19 protein-coding genes are annotated in these 21,373 nt (G+C 43.0%); 10 read left to right on the top strand and 9 right to left on the bottom strand.

Annotated elements, in window-relative coordinates; genetic code table 11:
- Positions 1–262: 262 nt before the first annotated feature.
- The 7 genes from JWG45_RS13530 to JWG45_RS13500 form a co-directional block, all read right to left on the bottom strand.
- The gene (locus JWG45_RS13530) at positions 263–1,453 is read right to left on the bottom strand and encodes a hypothetical protein (protein WP_205280206.1); all 1,191 of its coding nucleotides are present in this window, start codon (positions 1,451–1,453) and stop codon (positions 263–265) included.
- A gap of 137 nt (positions 1,454–1,590) precedes the next feature.
- Positions 1,591–2,502, bottom strand: a complete 912-nt coding sequence (locus JWG45_RS13525) for a tyrosine-type recombinase/integrase (protein WP_332476572.1) — start codon at positions 2,500–2,502, stop codon at positions 1,591–1,593.
- A gap of 1,012 nt (positions 2,503–3,514) precedes the next feature.
- Entirely contained in the window at positions 3,515–4,528 is a 1,014-nt protein-coding gene (locus tag JWG45_RS13520; RefSeq protein ID WP_205280204.1) for a patatin-like phospholipase family protein, read from the bottom strand.
- 584 nt (positions 4,529–5,112) lie between these two features.
- Entirely contained in the window at positions 5,113–6,504 is a 1,392-nt protein-coding gene (locus tag JWG45_RS13515) for a sodium:solute symporter family protein (RefSeq protein WP_205280203.1), read from the bottom strand.
- Between the two features lie 103 nt (positions 6,505–6,607).
- Positions 6,608–6,949: a hypothetical protein gene (locus tag JWG45_RS13510; RefSeq protein ID WP_205280202.1), complete on the bottom strand. Its 342-nt coding sequence runs from the start codon at positions 6,947–6,949 to the stop codon at positions 6,608–6,610.
- A 59-nt stretch (positions 6,950–7,008) separates the two neighbouring features.
- On the bottom strand, positions 7,009–7,344 hold the full coding sequence (locus JWG45_RS13505; protein ID WP_205280201.1) for a hypothetical protein: 336 nt from the start codon (positions 7,342–7,344) through the stop codon (positions 7,009–7,011).
- Positions 7,345–7,666: 322 nt separating this feature from the next.
- Positions 7,667–8,164, bottom strand: a complete 498-nt coding sequence (locus tag JWG45_RS13500) for a MarR family transcriptional regulator (protein ID WP_205280200.1) — start codon at positions 8,162–8,164, stop codon at positions 7,667–7,669.
- A 75-nt stretch (positions 8,165–8,239) separates the two neighbouring features.
- Between JWG45_RS13500 and JWG45_RS13495 the strand changes: the two genes are divergently transcribed.
- Complete coding sequence (locus JWG45_RS13495; protein WP_205280199.1) at positions 8,240–8,410, top strand: hypothetical protein; 171 nt, start codon at positions 8,240–8,242, stop codon at positions 8,408–8,410.
- 493 nt (positions 8,411–8,903) lie between these two features.
- On the opposite strand, the gene JWG45_RS13490 is transcribed toward JWG45_RS13495, so the two are convergent.
- Positions 8,904–9,617 carry a nitroreductase gene (locus JWG45_RS13490; RefSeq protein WP_205280198.1) on the bottom strand — a complete coding sequence of 238 codons (714 nt, stop codon included), beginning with the start codon at positions 9,615–9,617 and terminating at the stop codon, positions 8,904–8,906.
- A gap of 107 nt (positions 9,618–9,724) precedes the next feature.
- Between JWG45_RS13490 and JWG45_RS13485 the strand changes: the two genes are divergently transcribed.
- The 9 genes from JWG45_RS13485 (at position 9,725) to JWG45_RS13445 (ending at position 20,336) form a co-directional block, all read left to right on the top strand.
- Positions 9,725–10,324, top strand: coding sequence for a TetR/AcrR family transcriptional regulator (locus JWG45_RS13485; protein WP_205280197.1), 600 nt, complete (start codon positions 9,725–9,727; stop codon positions 10,322–10,324).
- 153 nt (positions 10,325–10,477) lie between these two features.
- The gene (locus JWG45_RS13480; protein ID WP_205280196.1) at positions 10,478–10,741 is read left to right on the top strand and encodes a metal-sensitive transcriptional regulator; all 264 of its coding nucleotides are present in this window, start codon (positions 10,478–10,480) and stop codon (positions 10,739–10,741) included.
- A 363-nt stretch (positions 10,742–11,104) separates the two neighbouring features.
- Positions 11,105–11,329, top strand: coding sequence for a DUF2892 domain-containing protein (locus JWG45_RS13475; RefSeq protein WP_205280195.1), 225 nt, complete (start codon positions 11,105–11,107; stop codon positions 11,327–11,329).
- Positions 11,326–12,756, top strand: a complete 1,431-nt coding sequence (locus tag JWG45_RS13470; RefSeq protein ID WP_205280194.1) for a TolC family protein — start codon at positions 11,326–11,328, stop codon at positions 12,754–12,756. Before JWG45_RS13475 ends, JWG45_RS13470 begins: the two co-directional genes overlap by 4 nt.
- Positions 12,746–15,919 carry an efflux RND transporter permease subunit gene (locus tag JWG45_RS13465; protein ID WP_205280193.1) on the top strand — a complete coding sequence of 1,058 codons (3,174 nt, stop codon included), beginning with the start codon at positions 12,746–12,748 and terminating at the stop codon, positions 15,917–15,919. Before JWG45_RS13470 ends, JWG45_RS13465 begins: the two co-directional genes overlap by 11 nt.
- 90 nt (positions 15,920–16,009) lie before the next feature.
- A complete protein-coding gene (locus JWG45_RS13460; RefSeq protein WP_205280192.1) occupies positions 16,010–17,491 on the top strand; it encodes a SpoIIE family protein phosphatase in 1,482 nt (493 codons plus the stop codon).
- Between the two features lie 2 nt (positions 17,492–17,493).
- Positions 17,494–18,936, top strand: a complete 1,443-nt coding sequence (locus JWG45_RS13455) for a tetratricopeptide repeat protein (protein WP_205280191.1) — start codon at positions 17,494–17,496, stop codon at positions 18,934–18,936.
- Positions 18,933–19,928: an LB_137 family protein gene (locus JWG45_RS13450; RefSeq protein WP_205280190.1), complete on the top strand. Its 996-nt coding sequence runs from the start codon at positions 18,933–18,935 to the stop codon at positions 19,926–19,928. The genes JWG45_RS13455 and JWG45_RS13450 overlap by 4 nt, the downstream gene beginning before the upstream one ends.
- A 9-nt stretch (positions 19,929–19,937) precedes the next feature.
- Positions 19,938–20,336, top strand: coding sequence for an STAS domain-containing protein (locus tag JWG45_RS13445; protein ID WP_205280189.1), 399 nt, complete (start codon positions 19,938–19,940; stop codon positions 20,334–20,336).
- Positions 20,337–20,471: 135 nt separating this feature from the next.
- Here the strand turns inward: JWG45_RS13445 and JWG45_RS13440 are convergent, their stop codons facing one another.
- Positions 20,472–20,867, bottom strand: a complete 396-nt coding sequence (locus JWG45_RS13440) for a hypothetical protein (RefSeq protein WP_205280188.1) — start codon at positions 20,865–20,867, stop codon at positions 20,472–20,474.
- Positions 20,868–21,373 lie beyond the last annotated feature (506 nt).

Below are 21,373 nucleotides of genomic sequence, written 5' to 3'. Positions count from 1 at the left end.
AAGAACAAATCCGGAATTTCCCCTTGCCCCGCTTCGTCCCCGCGCCTTTTTCCGTCATCCCCCGGGCAAATGGCGGCTAACGAAAGAGGCTTCTCGACGTTTGCGTTCCCGGAGCGCCTGCGCGCGAAGGGATTTTAATTCGGTTTGAGTGAGCCTTAGCGAACGTCTTGCAAACCGAATTAAAAAGCAAATGTGCCAAAGGCCAAGCGAGAGTTGCGAAGCAATCTCGAAGCGCAGTGAGAAGCCGAAGTTATACGCCGTGCTATGATTCAATTTTTTTAATAAAAGCGGTTAAATTTTCTAAATCATTATATGAGAATATTTTATTATTCCCAATAATATTTTTAATTTTATCGGATTTTTCTATTTTGTCGCTCCCGATCATAAAAGGGAACAAGCTATAAATATAAGATTTATTTTTAACTAATATTTCTATCTTATCAAATTTTGAAATTAACTCTTCAAATGTTTCAGGGAAGTCCCTTTGCTGAAGCAAGTTTCGTATCGCTTGTAAAAGAACAAAAGCAAGTTTTGAATAATCACCATCTTGATCCATATATGGACCGTTGTTTTTAAACTCTTTAATCGATTCTAAAATATTGGAAAGTAAAACTTTTTTGGTTTCTCCAAACTCAGAATTTAACTGGATTATATTACTCGTCTTTGAGTTTAAAATTAGTTCAAGTATGAACGCCTTATCTGGTTGATCGGTCTGGCTAATTTTTATTATTCCAATGCGATTCGCCTTTGCAAAATCAAGACAATCTTCATCGAAGGTTACTGGATTATCAGTTTCTTCGTAATAAACTAACCAGTTTTCATTCGCCCAACTGCCATTAATTGCGGTTTCAGAAAGAGCATTGAGAATACTAGCGCGATGTGTTAATCCATACTTTAGTTCAATCGAGGAAATAATCAATTCAGGAGAGGAATCAACATATTTTAGTACATCTAAATCAATATCCTCATCATATTCAAATTTTCTATTTCTCCTGATCATAAACATATCAGGATTTGCCCATTTGCTGTTTGCTGTCTTTGTGGGCAATGAAAACACTCGACTAATGAAATACTGGGATATTAATAGAGTAGCGGGAAAATGTAAGAATGCTTCTTTTGAAATTGGATGAGACGAAGATGTATCTAAGGATTTTAAGTCGGTCTTATTTGAAATAGCAACTATATTTGAATCAAGTTTATCATCGTCGGCTAATTTATATCCTTGCTTTCTCCCGAGGCCAACTATGATGTTATTAGCTTGAGCACGTTGTACATAATTTGATAGATTTAAGTCTAAATCTTTAAATTGTTCTGAAGTAATCTCAAATTTTGAATATATAGGTTTGATTGCCTTAATTATATCATTAAAATTAAAAAATCTTTTTTCCTTGTATTGTTCTTTTAAACAGTTTTCAAATTTATCCTGCAATCCAGGAAATTTCGCTCGAGACATGTTATTTTCCTTTATTAATAAGATTCAAATTTAGCATGGCGTATAACTCAAACTGTCTGAGTGTGATATAAGAATTGCACTGGCGTCTTTCGTGTAAACGCCGAAAAAGGAGAGATAACCGAAGGGCGTATAAACGCCTAATTCTTTTTGAGGTTTAGGAGGTCGAGAGGGCTGGCAACTTCGGTGAGGCGAACTTGACTGACCTGAGTGTAGATCTCCGTGGTCCTTACACTTTTGTGTCCCAACAAAAATTGGATGTGTTTGATGTTGGTTCCTGCTTCCAGAAGATGAGTAGCGAAAGCGTGACGTAGGCCGTGGATGCTCACAGGCTTTTTGATCCCCGCCTTCTCCCTTGCCATCTCAAAGATTTTCTCCGCAGTCCGAATGTGAATGGGCTTCGAAGGATCCTGACCGGGAAAAACCCACTCTTCATAAGGGTTTGCTTCTCGAAACTCTTTCCAGAGAGAAGCGCAGGCCTGAGAGAGCATCGTAAAACGGTCCTTCTTCCCTTTACCTTCTCTTATCTTAAGGCTCTTCCTCGTTTCGTCGATGTCTTCCGGTTTTAGCTTGACCAATTCGCTCACGCGCAAGCCGCTTGCGTAACAAAAAGAGAGAAGAAGCCTGTGTTTCGGATTCGGAAGAGCCTTTAGAATATTAGAAACTTCTCCAGGAGAGAGGATATTCGGGAGTTTCTGTTCTCTCTTGGGCCTTGGAAGATTCTTAAACCAGGGCTTCCCCAGATAAAATCCAAAGTAAGAATTCAAAGCCTGGATTCTCAAAGAAACACTCGTCGCGCTTAATTTCTTCTCCAGAAAGGAAACTTCTAAAAACGTGAGGACATCCTTTTTTTCAATCTCCCTCGGATTCTTCCCCGACCATTTTAAAAGCGAGAGAACGTTCGAGTAGTAAGCTTGAATTGTTCTCCGGGAAGAATTCTTCAACCTCAAAGTCTTGATCCAACCTCGGAGTTCCAACTCTCCCTTGAGAACCACCTTCGAAGAATCTAACTTAAGGAATACGTCTAAGTTGGCTTCGGAGAAAGGAAGCACCCAATTCTTCCTTACCGGATCCCATTTGGCCTTTGGAATCCTCCTCACGAACTCATAGGCCTCCGAATCGTATGAAAAACGAACTAAAAGAAATCTTCCCTTCTTTTCCAAAAAGAAACGCATAGGGGAAGAGTAAAAAAGTGCTAAATATATGTATAGTAAAAAATGAATCTTGGGAAGTGTACAGCTTCGCCCCTTGGGTCACAAATGTTTGAAAAAAATAAAACCTTGTAGTATACGGTCAAGGAGTTTCTGACACATTTTCTGGGCTTTGAATTTCTTTTTTCATAACTCCTTCCTTTTGTGATATTTAGGCTCGTCTTGATGGCATTTTAAGATCAAGAACTCTTTTTTTTAAGAATGCACCTTTATTTCTGACACGTTTACAATGCCGACTAACGCGAAAATTCCGTTCTCTTCTTTGGATGGGATGATTCTCCGGAAAAAGTTAAACTCCTGAAAAGGAATTCGATTCTTCTCTCGGATTCTATTCTTAGAATGGAAGAAGGGATCATTCTTTTCCTTTTCGGTCTTTGCCCCGATATGGAAAGCCATGCCTTGCCCCACAAAGGCGAGAGGATCTTAAGGAAAAAACTGTCGTAGTTACGACGCTCCACTGTGAAAGTCGCGGGCCCCGCCCTGATTTTGGGTGGAGGGGAGTGGCGGCGGGAAAAACTCCGGATACTTTCCTCTATCAGAAAATCAAACTATTTACAATTACAAATTCCGATGTAGGAACTCCTACAAAACCCTTGTCTCGGGACACTTCTCGTTGTATCTCCCTCTCGACTTTTGGGTAAGGTATGATGAAAATCTGTGGGAACTCCTCCGACTTTCATCGAATGGTCGATCACTTCAAAAAAAGAAAGCCGGAGAAACGAAAAGATTCTTGTAGGAGCTTCTAAAAATTTTCTTCCGGGTTTAGGGAAAAATTCGAATCTAAAAAAAAGGATTCAAAGACGAAAAGGAAAAGTTTTTCTTTCGTCTTTGTTTGATCTTTTTGGATTCAGAATTAGGAATTTGTCCTGGATTTGAGAGAAGACACCGCTCTGGCCCAGTCTCTTTTTAGATATTCGAAAATTCTTTCCTTCTGAAGTCGGGCGTCTTGTTTTCCGAGTTCGTAGGCGCCTCTTACCCCGACAGGGTCGGTATAATCAAAGGAAGTAATCGGCAATGGCTCGGAAGGGGTTTGTAAAAAACATCTCTCGAGAAGCTTTGGATCCTTCCCTACGATCGTCGTGGGTTCGTAGTAGATTCCTATCGTCTTGCTGTCAGGAGGAAAGGCTTCCAAGAGAAGATTGTTCGTCAATCCCCCGTCGAAGTAGTATTCTTTTCCATGACTCTGAACGGAGACCACGGGAGGAACGGAAGAAGAATTGAGAATGATTTGCTCCACACTCTGAGGATCGTCGAAATCTTTTTCGGTAAACAAAACCTCTTTCATATTCCAGTTTCTGAGAACTCTCTGCATTCTTTCGGTGTGAAGACCTCGAGCACGGTCCCTCTCATCCTCTAAAAACGCCTTTGCAGTTTCGGCGATCAGTCTCGCCAGACGAAACTTATTCTTCAAAGAATCGTTTTTAGGGATGGCGCGTAACGTATGGATGAAAACTTTTGTCCCCGATTTCATGATCTTTTCAAAGTCCATTCCAAAACGAATCGTCTTTCGATACATCTCTTCATGAGGAAACGCACGTTCTCCTTTGAAAAGACGGCTCAGATAGAAGTTCTGAGGATTTTTTCTTACGATGTTTTCGAAGAAAGCGACACATTCTTCTTCACCGTCGCAGATCAAACAGAGAACCATAGCGGCTCCCGCGGAAACTCCGGATACTTCTCGGAATTTTAATCCCCAAGATTTCATCTCATGCCCAAAACCCAATCCGTAAAACGCCTTACATCCTCCTCCTGCGATGGCAAAACTGATTTCATTTTCCATCCAGAGTCCTTGAAAGGCTTCTCCCAGTTTTGTCTGGGATTCTTGTTTTCTCTCAAACGCAATGGAATCGTCTAAAACGGGCGGCATCGAATTCTCCGAAAATTCATTTGACCATAGTTTGACGGGCGATCCTTACGGGAAAAGAAATTATTGGGGAATTTTTTTCTTCCTTTTCCGATTGTAGTTTTTTGAAAGAGCTTCTAAATTCTGGAACGTGAAAAGGAAATAGATTCCGGTTTCTTTCTGGAATCGATTCGCAATCGAGATTCCCCCGTTGTTCCGACAATCTTTCCGTAAAAGTCGCGCGCCCCGCCCTGATCTTGGGTGGAGGGGAGAGGTGGCGGGAAAACCTCGGTCGATCTTTCCTCTATCAGAAAATCATACTTTTTGCAAGTAAAAAGTCCCGTGTAGGAACTCTAACAGAACGGGAAGATTTGTGTTTCAGTTTACTCTCAACTTGTGGGTAAGGTTATGTCCGGATTGGGTGAAGGTGGATCGCGTCAGCGCAACGCTCTCTACGGATCCCGTCGCAAGTAAAAAGTCGTCAATGTAGGAGCTCATACTAAAATTCCCATTGGGGTCTTGTTGATTCTTAATAACCTTTTTTTAGTAGAAGTCCTTGTTCTTTTGTAGAAGCTCCTACTAAAAAATCATCCTCTTCGATTCTTTCCTTATCCCTGTTCCGAAAAACCGTATCCTCTTTTTTCCAAAAAGTCCCCCGCGTGAAGAGCGATCCAGCTCGCGAGAAGCCCCGGAATCGAAGCGGGGATTTCGAAAGAACCTAAATTCCAAAATAGCCAAACGACAAATCCACAGATCATGGAAGACACGGCCCCCGTTCCCGTGGAACGTTTCCAAAAAAGCCCGGCGACCAGAGGAACAAAAAGAGAAACCAAACTCAGAGCCGAAGCCTGGGAAACCAATTCGTAGATATTACTTTTTGTGATCGCCATCGACAAAGAGACGAGAGTGATCACTCCAACAGAAATTCTTAATATTCTCAAAAGATGTTTTTCGGAAGGATTTTTTAAGAATGGACGAATCACGTTTTCTCCTAAAACGGAAGCCGGAGCCAAAATGGCACCGCTCGCGGTGCTCATCACTGCAGACAAAAGCGCCCCAAAAAAAAGGATCTGAGTAAACAGACCGGTGTGTGTCAAAACCGTCTTTGGAAGAATCATCTGCGCGTCGCCGGCCGCGATTTCCGGATAAACCTTTCTCGCACAAAGAACGGCAAGCAACGGAAGTAAGGCGACACTCAGATAAAAAAAAGAAGCCAAAAGAGAAGAATAAACCGCAACTTTTTCCGATTTAGAGGCCATTACCCTTTGAAAAATATCCTGCTGTGGAATCGAACCAAGCCCGATTGTCATCCAAGCTGCGATATAGACCAAAATACTTTTCGGATTCATCTCGGGAACAAAACTAAAAAATCCGGGTTTTGTGGATTCTAAAACGACGCCGATTCCTCCCGCCTTCACGCTTAAGTCCCAAACTAGATAAGCAAGTCCTAATACGATTAGAATCGTCTGTAAAAAGTCTGTGAGGGAAATCGCCCACATTCCTCCGATCGTCGTGTAAACCAAAACGACCCCGGCTCCTAAAAAAATTCCCGTCGAAACCGGAAGATCCGTCAAAGAATGAAGGATGATTCCTAACGCGACAAATTGAGCCGCGATCCAACCGAAATAGGACGGTATCATAAAAACGCTCGAAACGACTTCGGCCCTTCTCCCAAAACGATTCTTATAAAAATCTCCGAAAGTAAGAATATTCATTCGATAAAGAGGACGCGCAAAAAAAAGACCGACCAAAAAAAGACAAAGGGCGGCGCCGAAAGGATCTTCGATCACGCCTAAAATGCCCTCCTCCACAAAACGGGAGGATGCGCCGAGCAAGGTCTCCGAACCGAACCAGGTCGCGAACAAGGCGGAGGAGGCCAGAAAAAGAGGAAGCCTTCTTCCGGCGAGAACATAGTCCTTGGAATCGCTTACAAAACGGGAAGCGATCGCTCCGATCAGAATGGTTGTGAGAAGATAGAGGATTACGGAAATGCCGAGCAATGGATTACCTTGGATTTATCGTTTCTTTTTTTTCCTCAGGAAAATCAATTCAAAACCAAAGTCTGTTTCTTTTAAAACCAAGAACGATTTTAAATTTTCAAAATCATTCCTTTCTGTGGGCCTTTTTACAAAGATCGGCGAGTTGCAGATGATTTAGATTCCCGATGTCTCCGAAATGTTTCGGAGTATCTCGGACCCACTTATCGTAATGACCTTCGTCGCTTCGGGAAAGATTGACGATACATTCGTCCGAAGGAAAGCTTCCTCGGAGCTCCTTCATTTTTTGAGAAAGAAATTGAGCGCCCTCCTTCGTATTTTCAAAGGTGTATTCCAACTTTCCTTCCGACTTCGTCGAGTTTGTATCAATCTGTTCGCTAATCAGCTTGAGTTCCGTTTCGGAAAGAATGAGGATCGTAAAGATAAAAATCGATTTGAATAAAACCATCTTATCCTTTCCAACGCCGGAAGGTCTTTCTTTTTGAGTTCGTTTTTTAAGTTTGAGAATTATTTTTTGACAAACGCATTTTTACAAAGATCGGCTAACGCGGAAGAATCGAGTCCTTTGGTTTTACCCAGATTTTTCGGAGAATTGTCCACAGATTTCCCTAAAAAACCTCCTTCCTGTTCGGAAAGATTGATGATACAATCTCTGGAAGGTTCATTTCCTTTTAAAGCGGACATCTTATCCCCAATCAAAGAAAAACCACTTTTGGTATTTTTGAAAAAAAATTCAGATTTCCCTTCGGAAACGCCCGTGCGGACGTTGATCCTTTCGCTGATCAGCTTGAGTTCCAAAGGGGAAAGAATCAGAAGTGTGAAGATCACTAAAATTTCGGACATTAAATTCTCCAAAACCTACAGGATTCAAATTTAGAATCCATTATGAAAAAGAGGAAATAAATTTCCATCCAAAGAATCCCCAATTCAACATTTGTCCTTACAAGAATAATTCCTTCTGCAATCCTTAAGGTGTTCCAAAAATGAGAATCTTATCCGCCTTTCCAAAAAAAATCTCGAAGTCCCGTTACTTTTCCGAAACGGATTTACTAAAGAATCGGAATTCCCAGAATTTCAAACCCTTTCTTTTTCTCTCGAAGCGTGTTCTTGAAAAAGCCGACGTATGGATTTTCAAAACACTTAATAATAGTGGAATATACTTTATCTAAGGATTTTTTTTGGGGTTCGGGAGATTTCTCAGATGAATCGCTTCTTCAATGAGAATTTTTATTGCCTCTTCTTGAAATCGAATGATGAATTCCAGTTCTTCGTCCTTGTAATTTTGGAAGAGATTCATCATCGAGTTTCCCATCGGAGAATAGATCTTTTCGGCTTCTTGCATCGCTTCCGGAATCAATTCCACGACGACCTTTCTTCTATCGTTCGGATCGGCGATTCTTCGAACCAGCCCCACCTTTTCGAGACGATCGATCACCGAAGTGACGGCGCCTGTGGTCAACCCTAAGGATTCCGCCAGCTTTCCGGCGGCAATCGGACCTCCTTCCAAAAGAGGAAGGGTTTTCATATCCGTCGCATTCAGCCCGAATTTTTCAGCCGCCGCTTGGTGATAGAGGACAGTTGCATTGCTCGTTCGGTGGCTGACTATGGCAAGTCTCTGTAGGAGCTCCTCACGAGAAGAATATTTCAGATTATCAGTTGACATATTTACTTAGATTCATTAAGATACTTATTAGTTCTTACTATTTTAGAAAAAGAAAAGGACATAAGGAGCTTTCTTATGAATTCACAAGACAAAAAAATCGAAGATTCCGTCAAGCTTTCGCTTGGAAAATGGTATAGTTGGGACACCCCAACCGGACTCAGCATTGCGCTTCTCTCCCTTGGATTGTTTTTGGTCCTTCTTACGGTTGTCGGATTTATAGGCCGCTCGATTACACTTCTTCATTGAGGAGGACGATCGAAGAAGTCGGGTTTTCCGATTCGAAAAGATTTGTTCTTCCAGTTCGAGAAATCTCATTGGAGAAAATAAATTTTTCAGATCAGTCCAAATCTACGACTTTCCGTAGAAAGAACTTTCGAAAAAAAAAAGATCATCGGAATCCCAAGAGAATTCTGTCGGAACTCCGACAACTCTACTGTGAAAGCGGCGCGCCCCGCCCTGATCTTGGGTGGTGGGGCGGGTGGCGGAAAAAACCACGGCAAACTTTCCTATATCACAAAATCCTAATTTTGCAAGTAAAAATTCCCGCGTAGGAGCTCCTACAAAATTTCTCGAACCATTCCGCCCAAAAAGACTCGTTAAAACGTTCTCGATTTCGTCCTTCAGGACTAAATTATTATTTAGTATATTTCAATATTCTACTTTCTAGAAAATTAAAATATACCTTATTCAGATCCGATCTAATTATCCCTCTGCAAAAAAATAGGTGGGAGAATTTTTTCTATCGGTAAAACCGCACGATATCTTGGGTCGATTCTCTCGGCGTATGATAACGATTGAGATCGGAATTCTCCTTCGGATATCCCAAGCTCAATCCACAAACAACCTTCTCCGATTCGGAAAGACCCAACTCCAATCTCACCACTTCAGGAAAGGCGGATAACGCAGCTTGAGGAACCGATCCCAAACCGTAACCGCGGGCGAGTAACATTAGAGTGTTCAAATAACATCCAATATCGAGAGCGATATAAAAGTTCAAATCGAATTCGGTCGTTATAAAGACCGCCGTAGGCGCTCCGAAGAATTCAAAGTTACGAAGCATAAAATTGTCTCTTGCTTCCTTGTCCTTACGTTCGATCCCGGCAACTCCGTAGATTTTCATTCCAAGATCGAACATCCTTTTTTTCGCGCTCGCAGGAAAGGACGCAGGCCAGATCGTGTCAGGTACCGGTTCTCCTTGTTTGGCTCTTTCCACAAGTAGACTTGCCATCTTGTCCCTTCTCTCTCCGCTTACGACGTGCACCTTCCAGGGCTGGCTGTTTTTCCAACTCGGGGCCCGGAGCGATTTTTGAAAGAGATCCTGCAATACGCTCTCTTCGATCGGCCTAGATTCGTAGTCTCGAACGCTGTGTCTGGTTCGGACGGCTTCTTCTACTGTCGTCGCAATTCCGGCGACGTTTACAAACTCGGCTTCCGCGATTTCATTTGATGACATAAAAACTCCAAATTGGACTTGCGTTTTCTTCCTTCTCCCGGTTTGATGAAAGAAGAAGGACTTTGGACAGACAAGTCTGTCTGCTATTTCATCAAATGGAATCAAAAATGTCAAGTAGAGAATCCGGACCGAAATCTAGAATTTTAGAAACCGCAGTTCGGCTTTTCCAATCCCAAGGTTACGGGAACACGGGAATCAATCAGATCATCCAGGAATCCAAAACCGCAAAGGCGAGTTTTTACGACCATTTTCCATCCAAAGACGATCTCGGTCGTGCATACATCGAATTCTACGGAGAGGAACAACTCATTCTTTTGGAAAAACTTAAATCTAGATCGACCAATCCGCAAGAATTCATCCAAGCCTGGACTCAGATTTTAAGAAGACAAACAAGAAACAGCTCATTCGCAGGTTGTCCGATGGCAAACACGGTCGCACAAATCGCCTCCACTTCCCATTCCATTTCGGAGGAAGCCAAAAGAGTTTCCTTAAAGACGATCGATATCCTTGCCTCTTATCTTTCCGATTGGCAGAACGAAGGTTTTGTTTCTAAAAACGCGGATCCGAAACTTTTAGCGAGAAGGGTTTTTGCGTGTTACGAAGGTGTTCTTCATACCTGGAAGTTAACGGGAAAAATTTCCGCGTTAGACGATCTCCCTATCATTGTGAACGCCGTCTTTCAGAACATTTCTTCGAACAAAAACTGAATCGATATCGCTCCGAAGATTTTATTTTTTTGATTCGCATTCGAATCTCTTTTTAAACCCGAAAAACAATATTCTTTTAGTCTGAAAATCGGAGCCCGAACAAAACCATTCGATTTTGATTGACGCTAAATATACCCCGTATGGTATATGGCTATGAAGAAGGAAAAAGATTCCAAACTCCTCGTCAACCGGATCCACAGGATCAAAGGCCAACTCGACGCCGTCGAAAAAGGTCTTATCAACGATTCAATGGACTGCGAAAAAACTTTACTCTTGTTAAAAGCGGCGAGCCAAGCCCTCAAAAAATTCGGGGAAGCTTATGTACAAGAATACATGGATCGTTGTCTCTTGGAAAATAAAAAAAATCCGAATATGGAAAACGTCAGGACTGCGATCAAGGCCGCTTTTTTTCTCTAATCAAAATCTCCCATTCGGTCTTAGAATGGCGATTTCTGTCATTCTAAGACTTTCCTAAAGCTTACAAATTAAGAATTTCAGAGATTCTCCCAGTGCCCGCCGTAGTATTCTTTCTACGGACCGAAAAATACGGGAATTTCTTTCGTGGGGCGTCCAAAAATCTTTGAGCTGCGCTTCCCGCAAATCCGTCTCGTTACTACCGAATTCAAGCTTTCCTTTCGTTCCCGATCGGATATTCCGTTTTTTTGATAAAATCCGCTCTGTTTATCGTCCTATAAAATAAAATTTCACTTTCAAAAAACATATACCCCATAGGGTATGTCAATTATTATATACCCGCTGGGGTATATAAAGGAGAACAAGATGAACAGCTGGTATAGAGAAAGGTTGCTTTTTTTAATCGGTGGAACCGTGTCTTTGATAGGAATTACTTTAGGGCTCTTTGTAAATCCCTGGGGATATGTTTTGAATTTCCTCGTTGGAATCAACATGGTCCTTTTTGCGTTTGCGGGATTTTGTCCTATGTCGTTGATCCTCAAAGGTTGCGGAATCCCTTCTCTGATTGAGATCAAAGGAGAAAACAGATGAAATCCTTTTTAGGAATTCTTCCGATTCTCATAACCTTTCTGGCCTCGCCCTTTTGGGGCGAGGTTCGCGCAGAAAGTGTTCTTGAATTTTCGGAAGTCTGGTCAAAAATTCAAACCCAAGCTCCCAACTTGAAATCCAAGGCTCTGGAAGTTCAAGCTGCAGAAATCTCCAAGGACCGAGCTAAAAAACACTGGCTCCCAAAAGTCTACGCCGACGTCCGCTCCTTTCAGACAAACGACCCGGCACTGAATTTTATGGGCAAACTCGGACAAAGATCGGCGACCCAATCCGACTTTTCCACCGCGAGCGTCCGTTCTCAACCTTCCAATTATTTGGATACGAATAACCAACCCTACACCGGTTTGAATTCGAATACCGCTAACATTTTTGCAAAAGACACTCTCAACAATCCGGGTTCTCAAACCTACGCGAGAGGAACCTTAGGGATCGAACTTCCTCTCTACGAAGGAGGCGCCAAATCATCCGCAAGTCTGATCCAAGAAAAACGACTCAACGCGGTTCACGCGGAAGAAAAGTATATTCGTTTTCGTGAATATTCGAACGCAGCCGTCGCTTATCAATCGATTCTTCTCGCCGAAGAAAACGGAAAGATCGCCGAAAATCTTCACCGTAAAATTTCCGACTTCTTGAGCCAGTATCAAATCGGAAACCGCTCCAATCTCGTCGGGTTTTCAGGATCTTTGGCTCTAAAGTCCTTACAGCTCATATTAGATGTTTCTAAAAAAGAATCGGAAACCGTTCAAAAAAGCGCGGAAGAAACTCTTCACTTTCTCGCGGTCGATCTTCCCGAGGATTTTAAACCGAAAAAGAACTCGCTTCTTAAATTTGTGGAAGAGTATCTCCCTCTTCCTTCGGAAGCAGAATCGGGTCATACGCCTCTCGCGGACGCATATTCAGCCTATGCCGACGGCGCAAAAGAATCCGTAAATTCCGAAAAATCCAAATTCTTACCGAAGGTCGCCGCTTACGCGGAAACATACGCTTACGACGGAAATCGGAATTTTGCCAATTCCTACAACGCTGGAATTTATCTACAGATGAATCTACTCAGCCCCTCCGACATAGGCGCGTTAGACGAAGCAAAGGTAAAGGCGGAAGGTGCGAAAAAGAAATCGGAGGAGATCCGACTCAGAGAAGAAAGTAATTTTAGAATTCTTCTCCAACAAGAAAAGACACTTTCTGAAAATTTAAAATCCATCCAAGAATCGGTTCGGCTCCAGGAGGAGCAATTGCAGGTATCCCAAAAGCTCTTCCGAAACGGAACGATCCAGGCTCCTCAACTTGCGGAATCTTTTTCGGCGATGGTCAATCTTCTCAAAATGAAAAGCGCCTCGGAATCGGAATATCTGAGAATCCGAGGAGAACTCTCCATCTACGCAAAAAGAGGAAATTCCAATGAAAGATAAACAACCACAAAAGACCGGATTCGCAGGAAAAATCGCGCTCGCGTTTGTTCATTCCAAACTCACTCCGATTCTTATCTTCTCGAGTCTTTTTTTAGGAATCATCGCGGTCTATCTGACTCCGAAAGAAGAAGAGCCGCAGATTTCGGTGCCGATGATAGACATTCAACTTTCGGCTCCGGGTTTTAACCGTTACGAAGTGGAACGCAAAGTCACAGAACCGGTCGAAAGAGCGGTTTGGGGATTGGAAGGAGTCGAATACGTTTATTCCGCGAGCGGGGATCACAACACGATCGTCACGGTTCGTTTCGAAGTCGGCCAACCCTTGGAACCTTCTCTGGTCAAAATCCATCATAAACTCATGGAAGTCCAAAGGGAATTGCCGCCTAACGTGTCACAGGCGACTGTTCGATCCTTGACGATAGACGACGTTCCGTTTTTAGCACTTACTTTCAGCTCCGATCAAAGAGACGATTATTCATTACGCACGTTAGTCGCACCTTTGGCGAGAGAACTTTCGGGAACTCCGGATCTTTCCAAAGTGGAACTTTTGGGGGGAAGAAAACGATCCGTGCGCGTGATCGCGGATCCTTCCAGAATGAATCGCTCCGGGATCAGCATCTCGGACATCGCCAATTCTCTCAAACTCAACGATACCTTTCTTCCTGTCGGACAAAACTGGGGGAAAGAAAAAAAATTCGACGTTGAAGTGGGAACTGCGATTTCCAAATTGGAAGACGTACGATCTCTACCGGTAGCACAACGCGGAGGCCGCGTGATCCGAGTCTCCGACGTCGCTGAAATCGTGGAAGGCGCGCAAGAAAGAAACAAGCAGTCAATCCTCTACGACAAAAATATCGACACAAAGGAAAGAAATTCGGTGACGATCAGCTTCTCCAAAAGAAAAGGAACCAACGTCGTTCCTCTTTCTAAAGAACTTTTAGAAAGGGCTGAAAGTTTCGGAAAAAATCTTCCCAAAGACGTGAAGATGTCCGTGATCCGAGACTACGGATCGACAGCGGATGCGAAGTCCAAAGAATTGATCGAACACCTTTTGATCGCCACGGTTTCGGTGAGTATCTTAATCGCGCTCTGGATGGGATTTCGCGCATCCGTCGTGGTTTCGGTCGCAATTCCGGTGACCTTGGCTCTGACCTTGGCGCTCTACTACTTCTTGGGTTATACTCTTAACCGAGTCACGTTATTTGCTCTTATCTTCTCGATCGGAATCTTAGTCGACGACGCGATCGTAGTCGTAGAAAACATAGAGCGGCACCTTAAGGAAAATCCGAAACAGAGTATCTTAGAATCCACGATCGCAGCCGTTTCCGAAGTGGGCAATCCGACCATTCTCGCGACCTTTACTGTGATAGCGGCGATTCTTCCGATGGCGTTTGTGAGAGGGCTCATGGGTCCGTATATGAAACCGATCCCCGTCGGAGCGAGTCTTGCGATGATTCTTTCCTTATTGGTCGCGTTTATCGTAACCCCTTGGGTCAGCGTTCGCCTTCTAAAAACTTCACACGCACATTCCGAGAAAGAAAAAATTTCCAAACTGGATCGCATCTACATTCGAGTCGTAAACTGGTTATTGGCGTCGAAAGTCAACTCTCTCAAATTCGGAGCCGGGATCGTAGGACTTCTTCTACTCGCCTCTTCCTTGGTCGCGTTCAAAGCCGTAAAGGTAAAGATGCTTCCGTTTGACGACAAAGACGAGTTCCAAGTGCTGATCGACTTTGATCCGAAAACCCCGCTTACAAAAAGCGTCGATCGATCCAAAATTCTCGCAGAAGGAATATTAAAAAATGAGAATGTGGAAAAGGTGCAAATCTTCGGAGGAGAAGCTGCCCCTTTTTCCTTTTCGGGAATGGTCAAACACAGTTTTCTTAGAAAATCGGATTGGCAGATCGATCTTCACGTGGTTCTCAAATCGAAAGAACATCGTTCTATCAAAAGTCACGAGATCATAGAATCATTGCGGGACGAAATCGCAAACTTCGGAAGAATGGAAAACGCGATCACAAAGGTATTGGAAATTCCGCCCGGACCACCCGTGCTCGCAACCTTTGTCGCAGAAATCTACGGACCGAACGAAACGGAACGAAAAAAAACAGCGGCGGAAATTCACAAAATTCTCTCCGAACAAGAAGGAGTCGCCGACCTGGATTCGAGTCTCCGCCCCGGAAGACCGAAGATCGTCTACCCTTTTGATTCCAATCTTGGAGGAATCTTGGGGGTTCGTTCGGAAACGATCGCGAGAGACGGACAGTTTTTATTTTCGGAAAGTCCGATTCTATCCCTATCCGAAGCGATTCATCCGGAAGAGATCACGGTGGACCTTTCGGTATCGGATAGAATTCGTTCTTCACAGTCGCCTTTTCGTCCGATGACCGTGTCCTCGATGGAAAGCGGATCGATTCCTTCCGAAAGTGTATTAAAAAATCCTTATATTCGAGAGAACCTAACGTTAAACCGAAAAAATCTGAGATCGGTGGAATACGTCACGAGCGAGTTTTACGGAGAAGAAGAAGCTCCCGTTTACGGAATTCTTAGATTGGCTCCTAAAATTCTCTATCCGACCGGAACCGCCGAAACTCCGCGCAACACCGACCAAGTCTTCGTAAAATGGGACGGAGAATGGTTTATCACATACGAAGTCTTCCGGGATTTGGGAGGAGCTTTCGCACTTGTGATGATTCTCATCTATGTTCTCGTGCTCGGTTGGTTTAAAAATTATTTCCTACCTCTGATCATCATGGCTCCGATTCCGATCTCTTTGATCGGAATTCTACCGGGACATTGGTTTACGGGAGCGTATTTTACGGCGACTTCGATGATCGGTTTTATCGCCGGAGCGGGAATCATCGTGCGAAATTCGATCATTCTTGTGGACTTTATAGAATCTGAGATTCGTTTTGGAAAACCCCTCAAACAAGCGGTGATCGACGCGGGTGTGGTTCGGTTTCGTCCGATGCTTCTCACGGCCTCCGCCGTCGTAGTGGGAAGTGCGATCATGCTTTTGGATCCAATCTTCCAAGGACTCGCGGTTTCTCTGATCTTCGGAGAGATTGCGGCAACGATTCTCAGCCGATTTGCGGTCCCGGCTCTCTACTATTGGTTCTTGGGTAAGAATCGGGTGCAAGAATTGACTGCGGAAACGGAATAAAGTTTGCATCCGATCCAACGAAAACAAAAGAGGCCAATTTATAGCATGCAGTGATTTTTAAAATGATAAAAACGATAATCTATCTGGATCATGAAGAAGTCTCTTCGATTACAGATTATCGTTATTTATACGATCCTAACCGTGGTGAACCTGACGTTTGTCGCGGTTATGATTTTCGAAAATCAAACAGATCTTTTGATTTCGAATTTTACTCTGGAATCGGATCGGGTCGCGAGGGAAATTCTTAAAAAGATAGAATCTTTCGGCAATGTCGATTATCAAGATCCTTCCCAGATCCACGAATTTCAGAGTAAACTTTTCAGCATCGGTCTCAGTCATTTTTCGGTTCTTGAAATCGAAGACAGCTCCTTGGAAAAAACAAAAACGCTTCTTTCCAACGGAGCGGTTTCTCCCCTCTCCGATCTCAAATCCAAGCTGAGTAAAATTTCCAGCGCCAAGGCCGCGCTCAATACTTCTTACGATATCGAACTGGATACGGATCAGTTTATCGTACATCTGATTTTTTTTCTCAATCCGAAAACGTTCTTAATTTCCGAAATCAAAATGCGGGAGATGATCGATCGACTGCGTTCTCTTTATATCCAACTCGGGCTTCTCTTGGTCTGGGGTTTTACGTTTCAAATTCTTTTCGGAGTCTTTCTCTATCGTAAAATTTTTATCCGTCTTTTTCTTTTGAAAGAGGTCAGCGAGACGATGGCGACGGGAGATCTAAAAGCAAGAGTTTCTTGGAAACAAAACGCCCAAGACGAGTTGGACGTTTTGGGAAATACCTTCAATGGGATGGCTGAAAAAATTTCCTCTCAGTTCGAAACGTTACAACTGAAAAACACTCAGATTCAAACCGAATTGGAAATCGGAAAAAACGTTCAGGAATGTTTTCTTCCCGGGAAACAAAAACAATTCAATCTTCTTCAAGCTCATATTCACTATCAGCCGATGCGCGAAGTCAGCGGAGATATTTACGAAATCGTCGAGATCAACGAGACTCGGACTGCATTCTTTTTGGCGGATGCGACCGGACACGGGGTTTCGGCCGCCCTGATCACTTCCATCATTCATTACAATATGCGTGACATCCTCAAAGAAACGATCAACCCCGCAGAAGTATTGGGCAGACTCAGCGAAAATCTGTTTGAAACCTTACAAGGCACCTTTTTTGCGACCGGGATTTTTTTCCTCTTCGAAAAAAACGGGTTCGCCTACTTCTGCAGCGCCGGCCACAACCCGATCTATTACTTCCGCAAATCCAAAAGAACGATTCTAACCTTGAATTCCACCGGATTTGTTTTAGGAATCGGAATTCCCGATCCATACCAAGTTTTGAAAATCAAAACCGAACCGGGGGACAAAATCCTCGTGTATACGGACGGAATCTTAGACGCTGAAAGCCCGGCCAAAGAACAATTCGGAGACGATCGCCTTTTAGAAACCTTTCAGAAATACGCCGAACTTCCCTCGGAAGAATTGATTCACCGTTTACAAACGGAACTTCGCTCCTTTGCGAATCATTTTCCGGACGACGTTACTTTTGGAATATTAGAGATTTCTTAAGAATGAAAAAAAGCGCCTTCATCGCGATCATCGGTTTTTTGGTGATCCTATTTTTCGGTTTGATCGTCCTGGATACGAAACTTTTCGAGCTCAAGGTAATTCTGGAAAAAAGAAAAGTTCTGAACTTTTCCTTTTCCAGCGATATTCTAAGATCCAAGTTTGAAAGTATTCTTTCCAACAAAGAAAATCTAAGAGTCGAGATGAATCTCAACAATCTCCAGAGCAACCTTATCGAAAGCGACCAGCTCCATTCTTTTGAAACCAACTTCTGGCAGAATCTGGGTTCGGCCCTGATAAACGCGGTTCGTTTTGTGACCGGAAAACCGCCGATCCACTTTGAACTCAATTCTTCGAAAATTCGCGCCTTGGAACGTGCCTTCCGTTTGGAAAGGAATCAGGCTTATAAGGACGCCTACAACGCCTACGAAGAGGCCCTTTCTTCCTTTCCCAAAGGAAGCGAAGAAAGCGGATTCATTCTATTGCACCAAGGATTTTGTTTGGCGGCCCAGGGAGAATTGGACGCGGCGCTCCAGGACTTGAGGAAGGTTCCGGAAAACAATCCGGGAAGCAGCTTTGCAAACGACGCGGAAATTTTGACCGGAGTGATTCTCAAATCCAAAGAAAACGCAAAGGAAATCGAAGCCAATTTTGAAAGTCCCGAAGCAAAAATTCGTGCCTATTTTGCGAAAGGAAATTATGTAAAGGTTTTGGAGGAAATCGCAAAGATCGAACTCCATTCCTCGGAAATGAAATACCTCCGGGGGTATTCTCTCGAAAAAACGGGGAACCAAAACGAAGCGATCACGGAGTATGCAAAACTCGCATTCTCCGACAAGGACAAGGAGATTGCGATCAAGGCCAATCGACGTCTTTTGATGTTGGGGCATTACTACAACGCGGGAAGTGAAATCGCCAGGATTTCGGATAAGAATGCGCAGCGTCTCGGAGACGTAAGCGAGGCGGCCATGATCAAGTCTTCAGCGGAAAAATTAAAACACACAAAAGAAGAAGACTCTTCTCCTTACGAAGAATCCGTCGCGTCCAAAGAAGCTCTCAAAACTCCGATACAGGAAATTATCTCCGACTCGGAGGCTTTTCTAAAAAAAGCGGAAGAAGAAGCCAAGGCGGCCGAAGTTCGAAATTACATCATGGTCCACATCGCGGGCGCCCCACCCGTCTACGGCGAGCGAATCGTAATCGAAGGAGACAAGACCAAACTTTTCTCCACACATTTCCCGATCACACTGCCTACTTATACGATTCAATCCATCACTCTGGACAAAAAGCCGATGAGAACTTCCAAACTGAAATTTGTAAAAGATTCCAAAATCACACACTTTCAGAAGGCGATCTTCGAAGACGATCAATCGATTACTTTTATCGAAAACAAACTCCAAAAAAAAATCGATCTCAATACGCCAATCACAATCGAGCTTTCAAAATGAAATGGGTTCTTCTTTTAATCCTAATCTGTTCGATTCTTACCGAACAATTGATAGCACATCGGGTTGTCCTCAAATCCGGAGAAGTTGTCACGGGAGAATGGAAAGAATCCGAAGGTCATAACGATCACATCGTAATCATCACAAACGGAACGGAAAAAAAGATCGAAAAAAAGGATATCTTAGAATTGTTTTTTGAAGATCTGGGAAACCGACTTTGTTTCACCCCGAAAATCGAAGCGGAAAGAAAATGCGGATTAAAACTTCTTAAATTGAGTTCACAAACCGCCTACTACATGGACGAAAAAAACCGTTATCTAAGAATTTCTTTACAAGACTTGAAGGATCTTACCCTCGAGGAGCCGTCTACAAGAATATTGGAACAACTTTCACAAACAGGCTTCCGACTTTTGATTTCCTCCATACAAAATCAAAACATTCCATCCACGATCCAAAAGGTAAATGGAGAATCCGTCTTCGTCCAAGGAGCGTCCGGAACCGAACCGTTCGAAATTGCACGAAAGGAAATTCTCGCAATTACGTACGTTTTGGAAGAAAAATCCCCCGAAAAAAAAGAAGAAAACCCGAAAGAACAAGCTATAACTTTCGTCGATTACTTAATCCCGGGATATTATTTGAAAAATCAAGGGCATCGTAAATCCGGATTCACTCTTATGGGATTGACCGCTTTTTTTGCAACGGGAGCCCTGCACGAATTTATAGCGGCCCAAAAGGCGAATTCGGGGCCGCCCACATTGGTACCGCAAGGGAACGGTTCCTTTCTCTGGCTCGAATCCGAAAATGAACAGTTTCAAAAGCACAAACAACTCAACCAGATGTTTCTCCTTTCTCTGGCTTTTAGTTATCTTTTGAATACAACACTTTTGACTTTCCCCGTTACTTACGAATTCTTATTTCAAGAGACGGAGCTCCCATTACGGCCTTCGGTTGAAAAAGATCAAAAAATTGAAATGAAAATAAATATCAGCTTTTAGGAATATACAATGGAAACAACCAACAACTCGAAAGATGAACTTTCCGTAGAGGTCGTAAAAAACTCTCATGTACATCACATACTCAAACCGAATATCAGCGTCATAAAGGCAAAAGGAGAAATTAATATTTTCTCCTCAAAAAAATTGAAAGACGTTTTTTCCGAAAGAATCGACGGTGGGGACACTTTGCTTCTTCTAGATCTTTCCGAAGTGACACATATCGATTCGTCCGGCCTCGCTGCTTTGATCAGCACACAGGCACGATTGATGAAACAGGTAAAGGGTGGATTGATTCTTTATTCGATTCCGAGTTCCATCATGAAAATTTTCGAGCTCACACGATTGGACAAACTGATCTCGATGACTATCGACTTGGATGCGGCCGTCGATAAAACCTTGAGTTACTAAAATTCAAAGTCTTTCTTTCCTAAAAAACCTACTCTCGATTGAGCAGTAGGTGGATCGTACAAAGCCCGTCGATTCCAAATCCGGACGGGACTTTTCAATTTTCAAAAACATAAGAATCAAAACCCTCTTCTTGGGTCAAGAACCGTCTTGAATCAAGTAGTCTAAATGCAAACGAATGTCCGGTTCTTCGGAAGAAACATTTGCAAAAAGAAAATTCTGATCCAACCGTTTCTCAATCAGTTGATTCAACTCTTTGGAATTCTTTGCCAAATAGGTTCCGTTAAAGATCGTATAGTTTTCGATCCACAATTCCAACTTCCTACTTTCAGAGAGAAGAATACAATTTTGATTGATACGGATTGAATCGGCGATCATCTTCCGAAAGTTTGTAAGATTTGGAAAATCCTCGTTTTCAATTCGACTGAGATCCAGAATATAAATTCCTGGAAAATCGTCCAAAACGGACAAAATCACATCTCTAACGTTCACGATGGAACGATTGTCCACGGAGCCGGAGAGTTTGATCCACATTGTCTTTGTGGAAGCTCCTCGCACATCGAATAGAACAAATTCGTTGCTAACTTGCATTTGCACCCTCACTCAATCGATATTCTTTCGCACAAGCCGCCATAATGAATTTTTGAAATGATTCTTAAATCATCAAATTGGAAATCACGTTATGCGGTCTTGTTCAAACAATAAGCCGAAGAAGGAATTTCATAGAATTTCCATTCCGAAGCTCGATGCTTATAGAATAGATCGATTCCGAAGAATGTTCGCCGCATTCTATAAAAGGAACACTTTTTTACTATTGGCGCCCTTCCTTTTACAAAGAGGAAATGAAATTGTATGAGTTCCTACTTCGCCTAACAAAAATATGCGAAAATCGATAAGGGCTAACGTAAAATCTACGTTATGGGGCACTTTAACTGAGAACTTATCTCCTAACCGAAAACCGTGGGAATTCGTTTAAAACGGAAAGACTATCACTCAAAAAACAAAAGATGACAAAATGGAGAATGCTGGAAGAACTCTCA

Source organism: Leptospira ainlahdjerensis (genome assembly GCF_016919175.1).
GTDB lineage: Bacteria > Spirochaetota > Leptospiria > Leptospirales > Leptospiraceae > Leptospira > Leptospira ainlahdjerensis.
Note: the sequence above shows the minus strand (reverse complement) of the source record. Positions and strands in the feature narration are given on the sequence as shown.

Excerpts from the sequence above, each read along its gene's own strand:
- JWG45_RS13530 (WP_205280206.1), bottom strand. The coding sequence starts at position 1,453 with ATGTCTCGAGCGAAATTTCCTGGATTGCAGGATAAATTTGAAAACTGT.
- JWG45_RS13520 (WP_205280204.1), bottom strand. The coding sequence starts at position 4,528 with ATGCCGCCCGTTTTAGACGATTCCATTGCGTTTGAGAGAAAACAAGAA.
- JWG45_RS13510 (WP_205280202.1), bottom strand. The coding sequence starts at position 6,949 with ATGGTTTTATTCAAATCGATTTTTATCTTTACGATCCTCATTCTTTCC.
- JWG45_RS13505 (WP_205280201.1), bottom strand. The coding sequence starts at position 7,344 with ATGTCCGAAATTTTAGTGATCTTCACACTTCTGATTCTTTCCCCTTTG.
- JWG45_RS13500 (WP_205280200.1), bottom strand. The coding sequence starts at position 8,164 with ATGTCAACTGATAATCTGAAATATTCTTCTCGTGAGGAGCTCCTACAG.
- JWG45_RS13495 (WP_205280199.1), top strand. The coding sequence starts at position 8,240 with ATGAATTCACAAGACAAAAAAATCGAAGATTCCGTCAAGCTTTCGCTT.
- JWG45_RS13490 (WP_205280198.1), bottom strand. The coding sequence starts at position 9,617 with ATGTCATCAAATGAAATCGCGGAAGCCGAGTTTGTAAACGTCGCCGGA.
- JWG45_RS13485 (WP_205280197.1), top strand. The coding sequence starts at position 9,725 with ATGTCAAGTAGAGAATCCGGACCGAAATCTAGAATTTTAGAAACCGCA.
- JWG45_RS13480 (WP_205280196.1), top strand. The coding sequence starts at position 10,478 with ATGAAGAAGGAAAAAGATTCCAAACTCCTCGTCAACCGGATCCACAGG.
- JWG45_RS13475 (WP_205280195.1), top strand. The coding sequence starts at position 11,105 with ATGAACAGCTGGTATAGAGAAAGGTTGCTTTTTTTAATCGGTGGAACC.
- JWG45_RS13470 (WP_205280194.1), top strand. The coding sequence starts at position 11,326 with ATGAAATCCTTTTTAGGAATTCTTCCGATTCTCATAACCTTTCTGGCC.
- JWG45_RS13465 (WP_205280193.1), top strand. The coding sequence starts at position 12,746 with ATGAAAGATAAACAACCACAAAAGACCGGATTCGCAGGAAAAATCGCG.
- JWG45_RS13460 (WP_205280192.1), top strand. The coding sequence starts at position 16,010 with ATGAAGAAGTCTCTTCGATTACAGATTATCGTTATTTATACGATCCTA.
- JWG45_RS13455 (WP_205280191.1), top strand. The coding sequence starts at position 17,494 with ATGAAAAAAAGCGCCTTCATCGCGATCATCGGTTTTTTGGTGATCCTA.
- JWG45_RS13450 (WP_205280190.1), top strand. The coding sequence starts at position 18,933 with ATGAAATGGGTTCTTCTTTTAATCCTAATCTGTTCGATTCTTACCGAA.
- JWG45_RS13445 (WP_205280189.1), top strand. The coding sequence starts at position 19,938 with ATGGAAACAACCAACAACTCGAAAGATGAACTTTCCGTAGAGGTCGTA.
- JWG45_RS13440 (WP_205280188.1), bottom strand. The coding sequence starts at position 20,867 with ATGTGGATCAAACTCTCCGGCTCCGTGGACAATCGTTCCATCGTGAAC.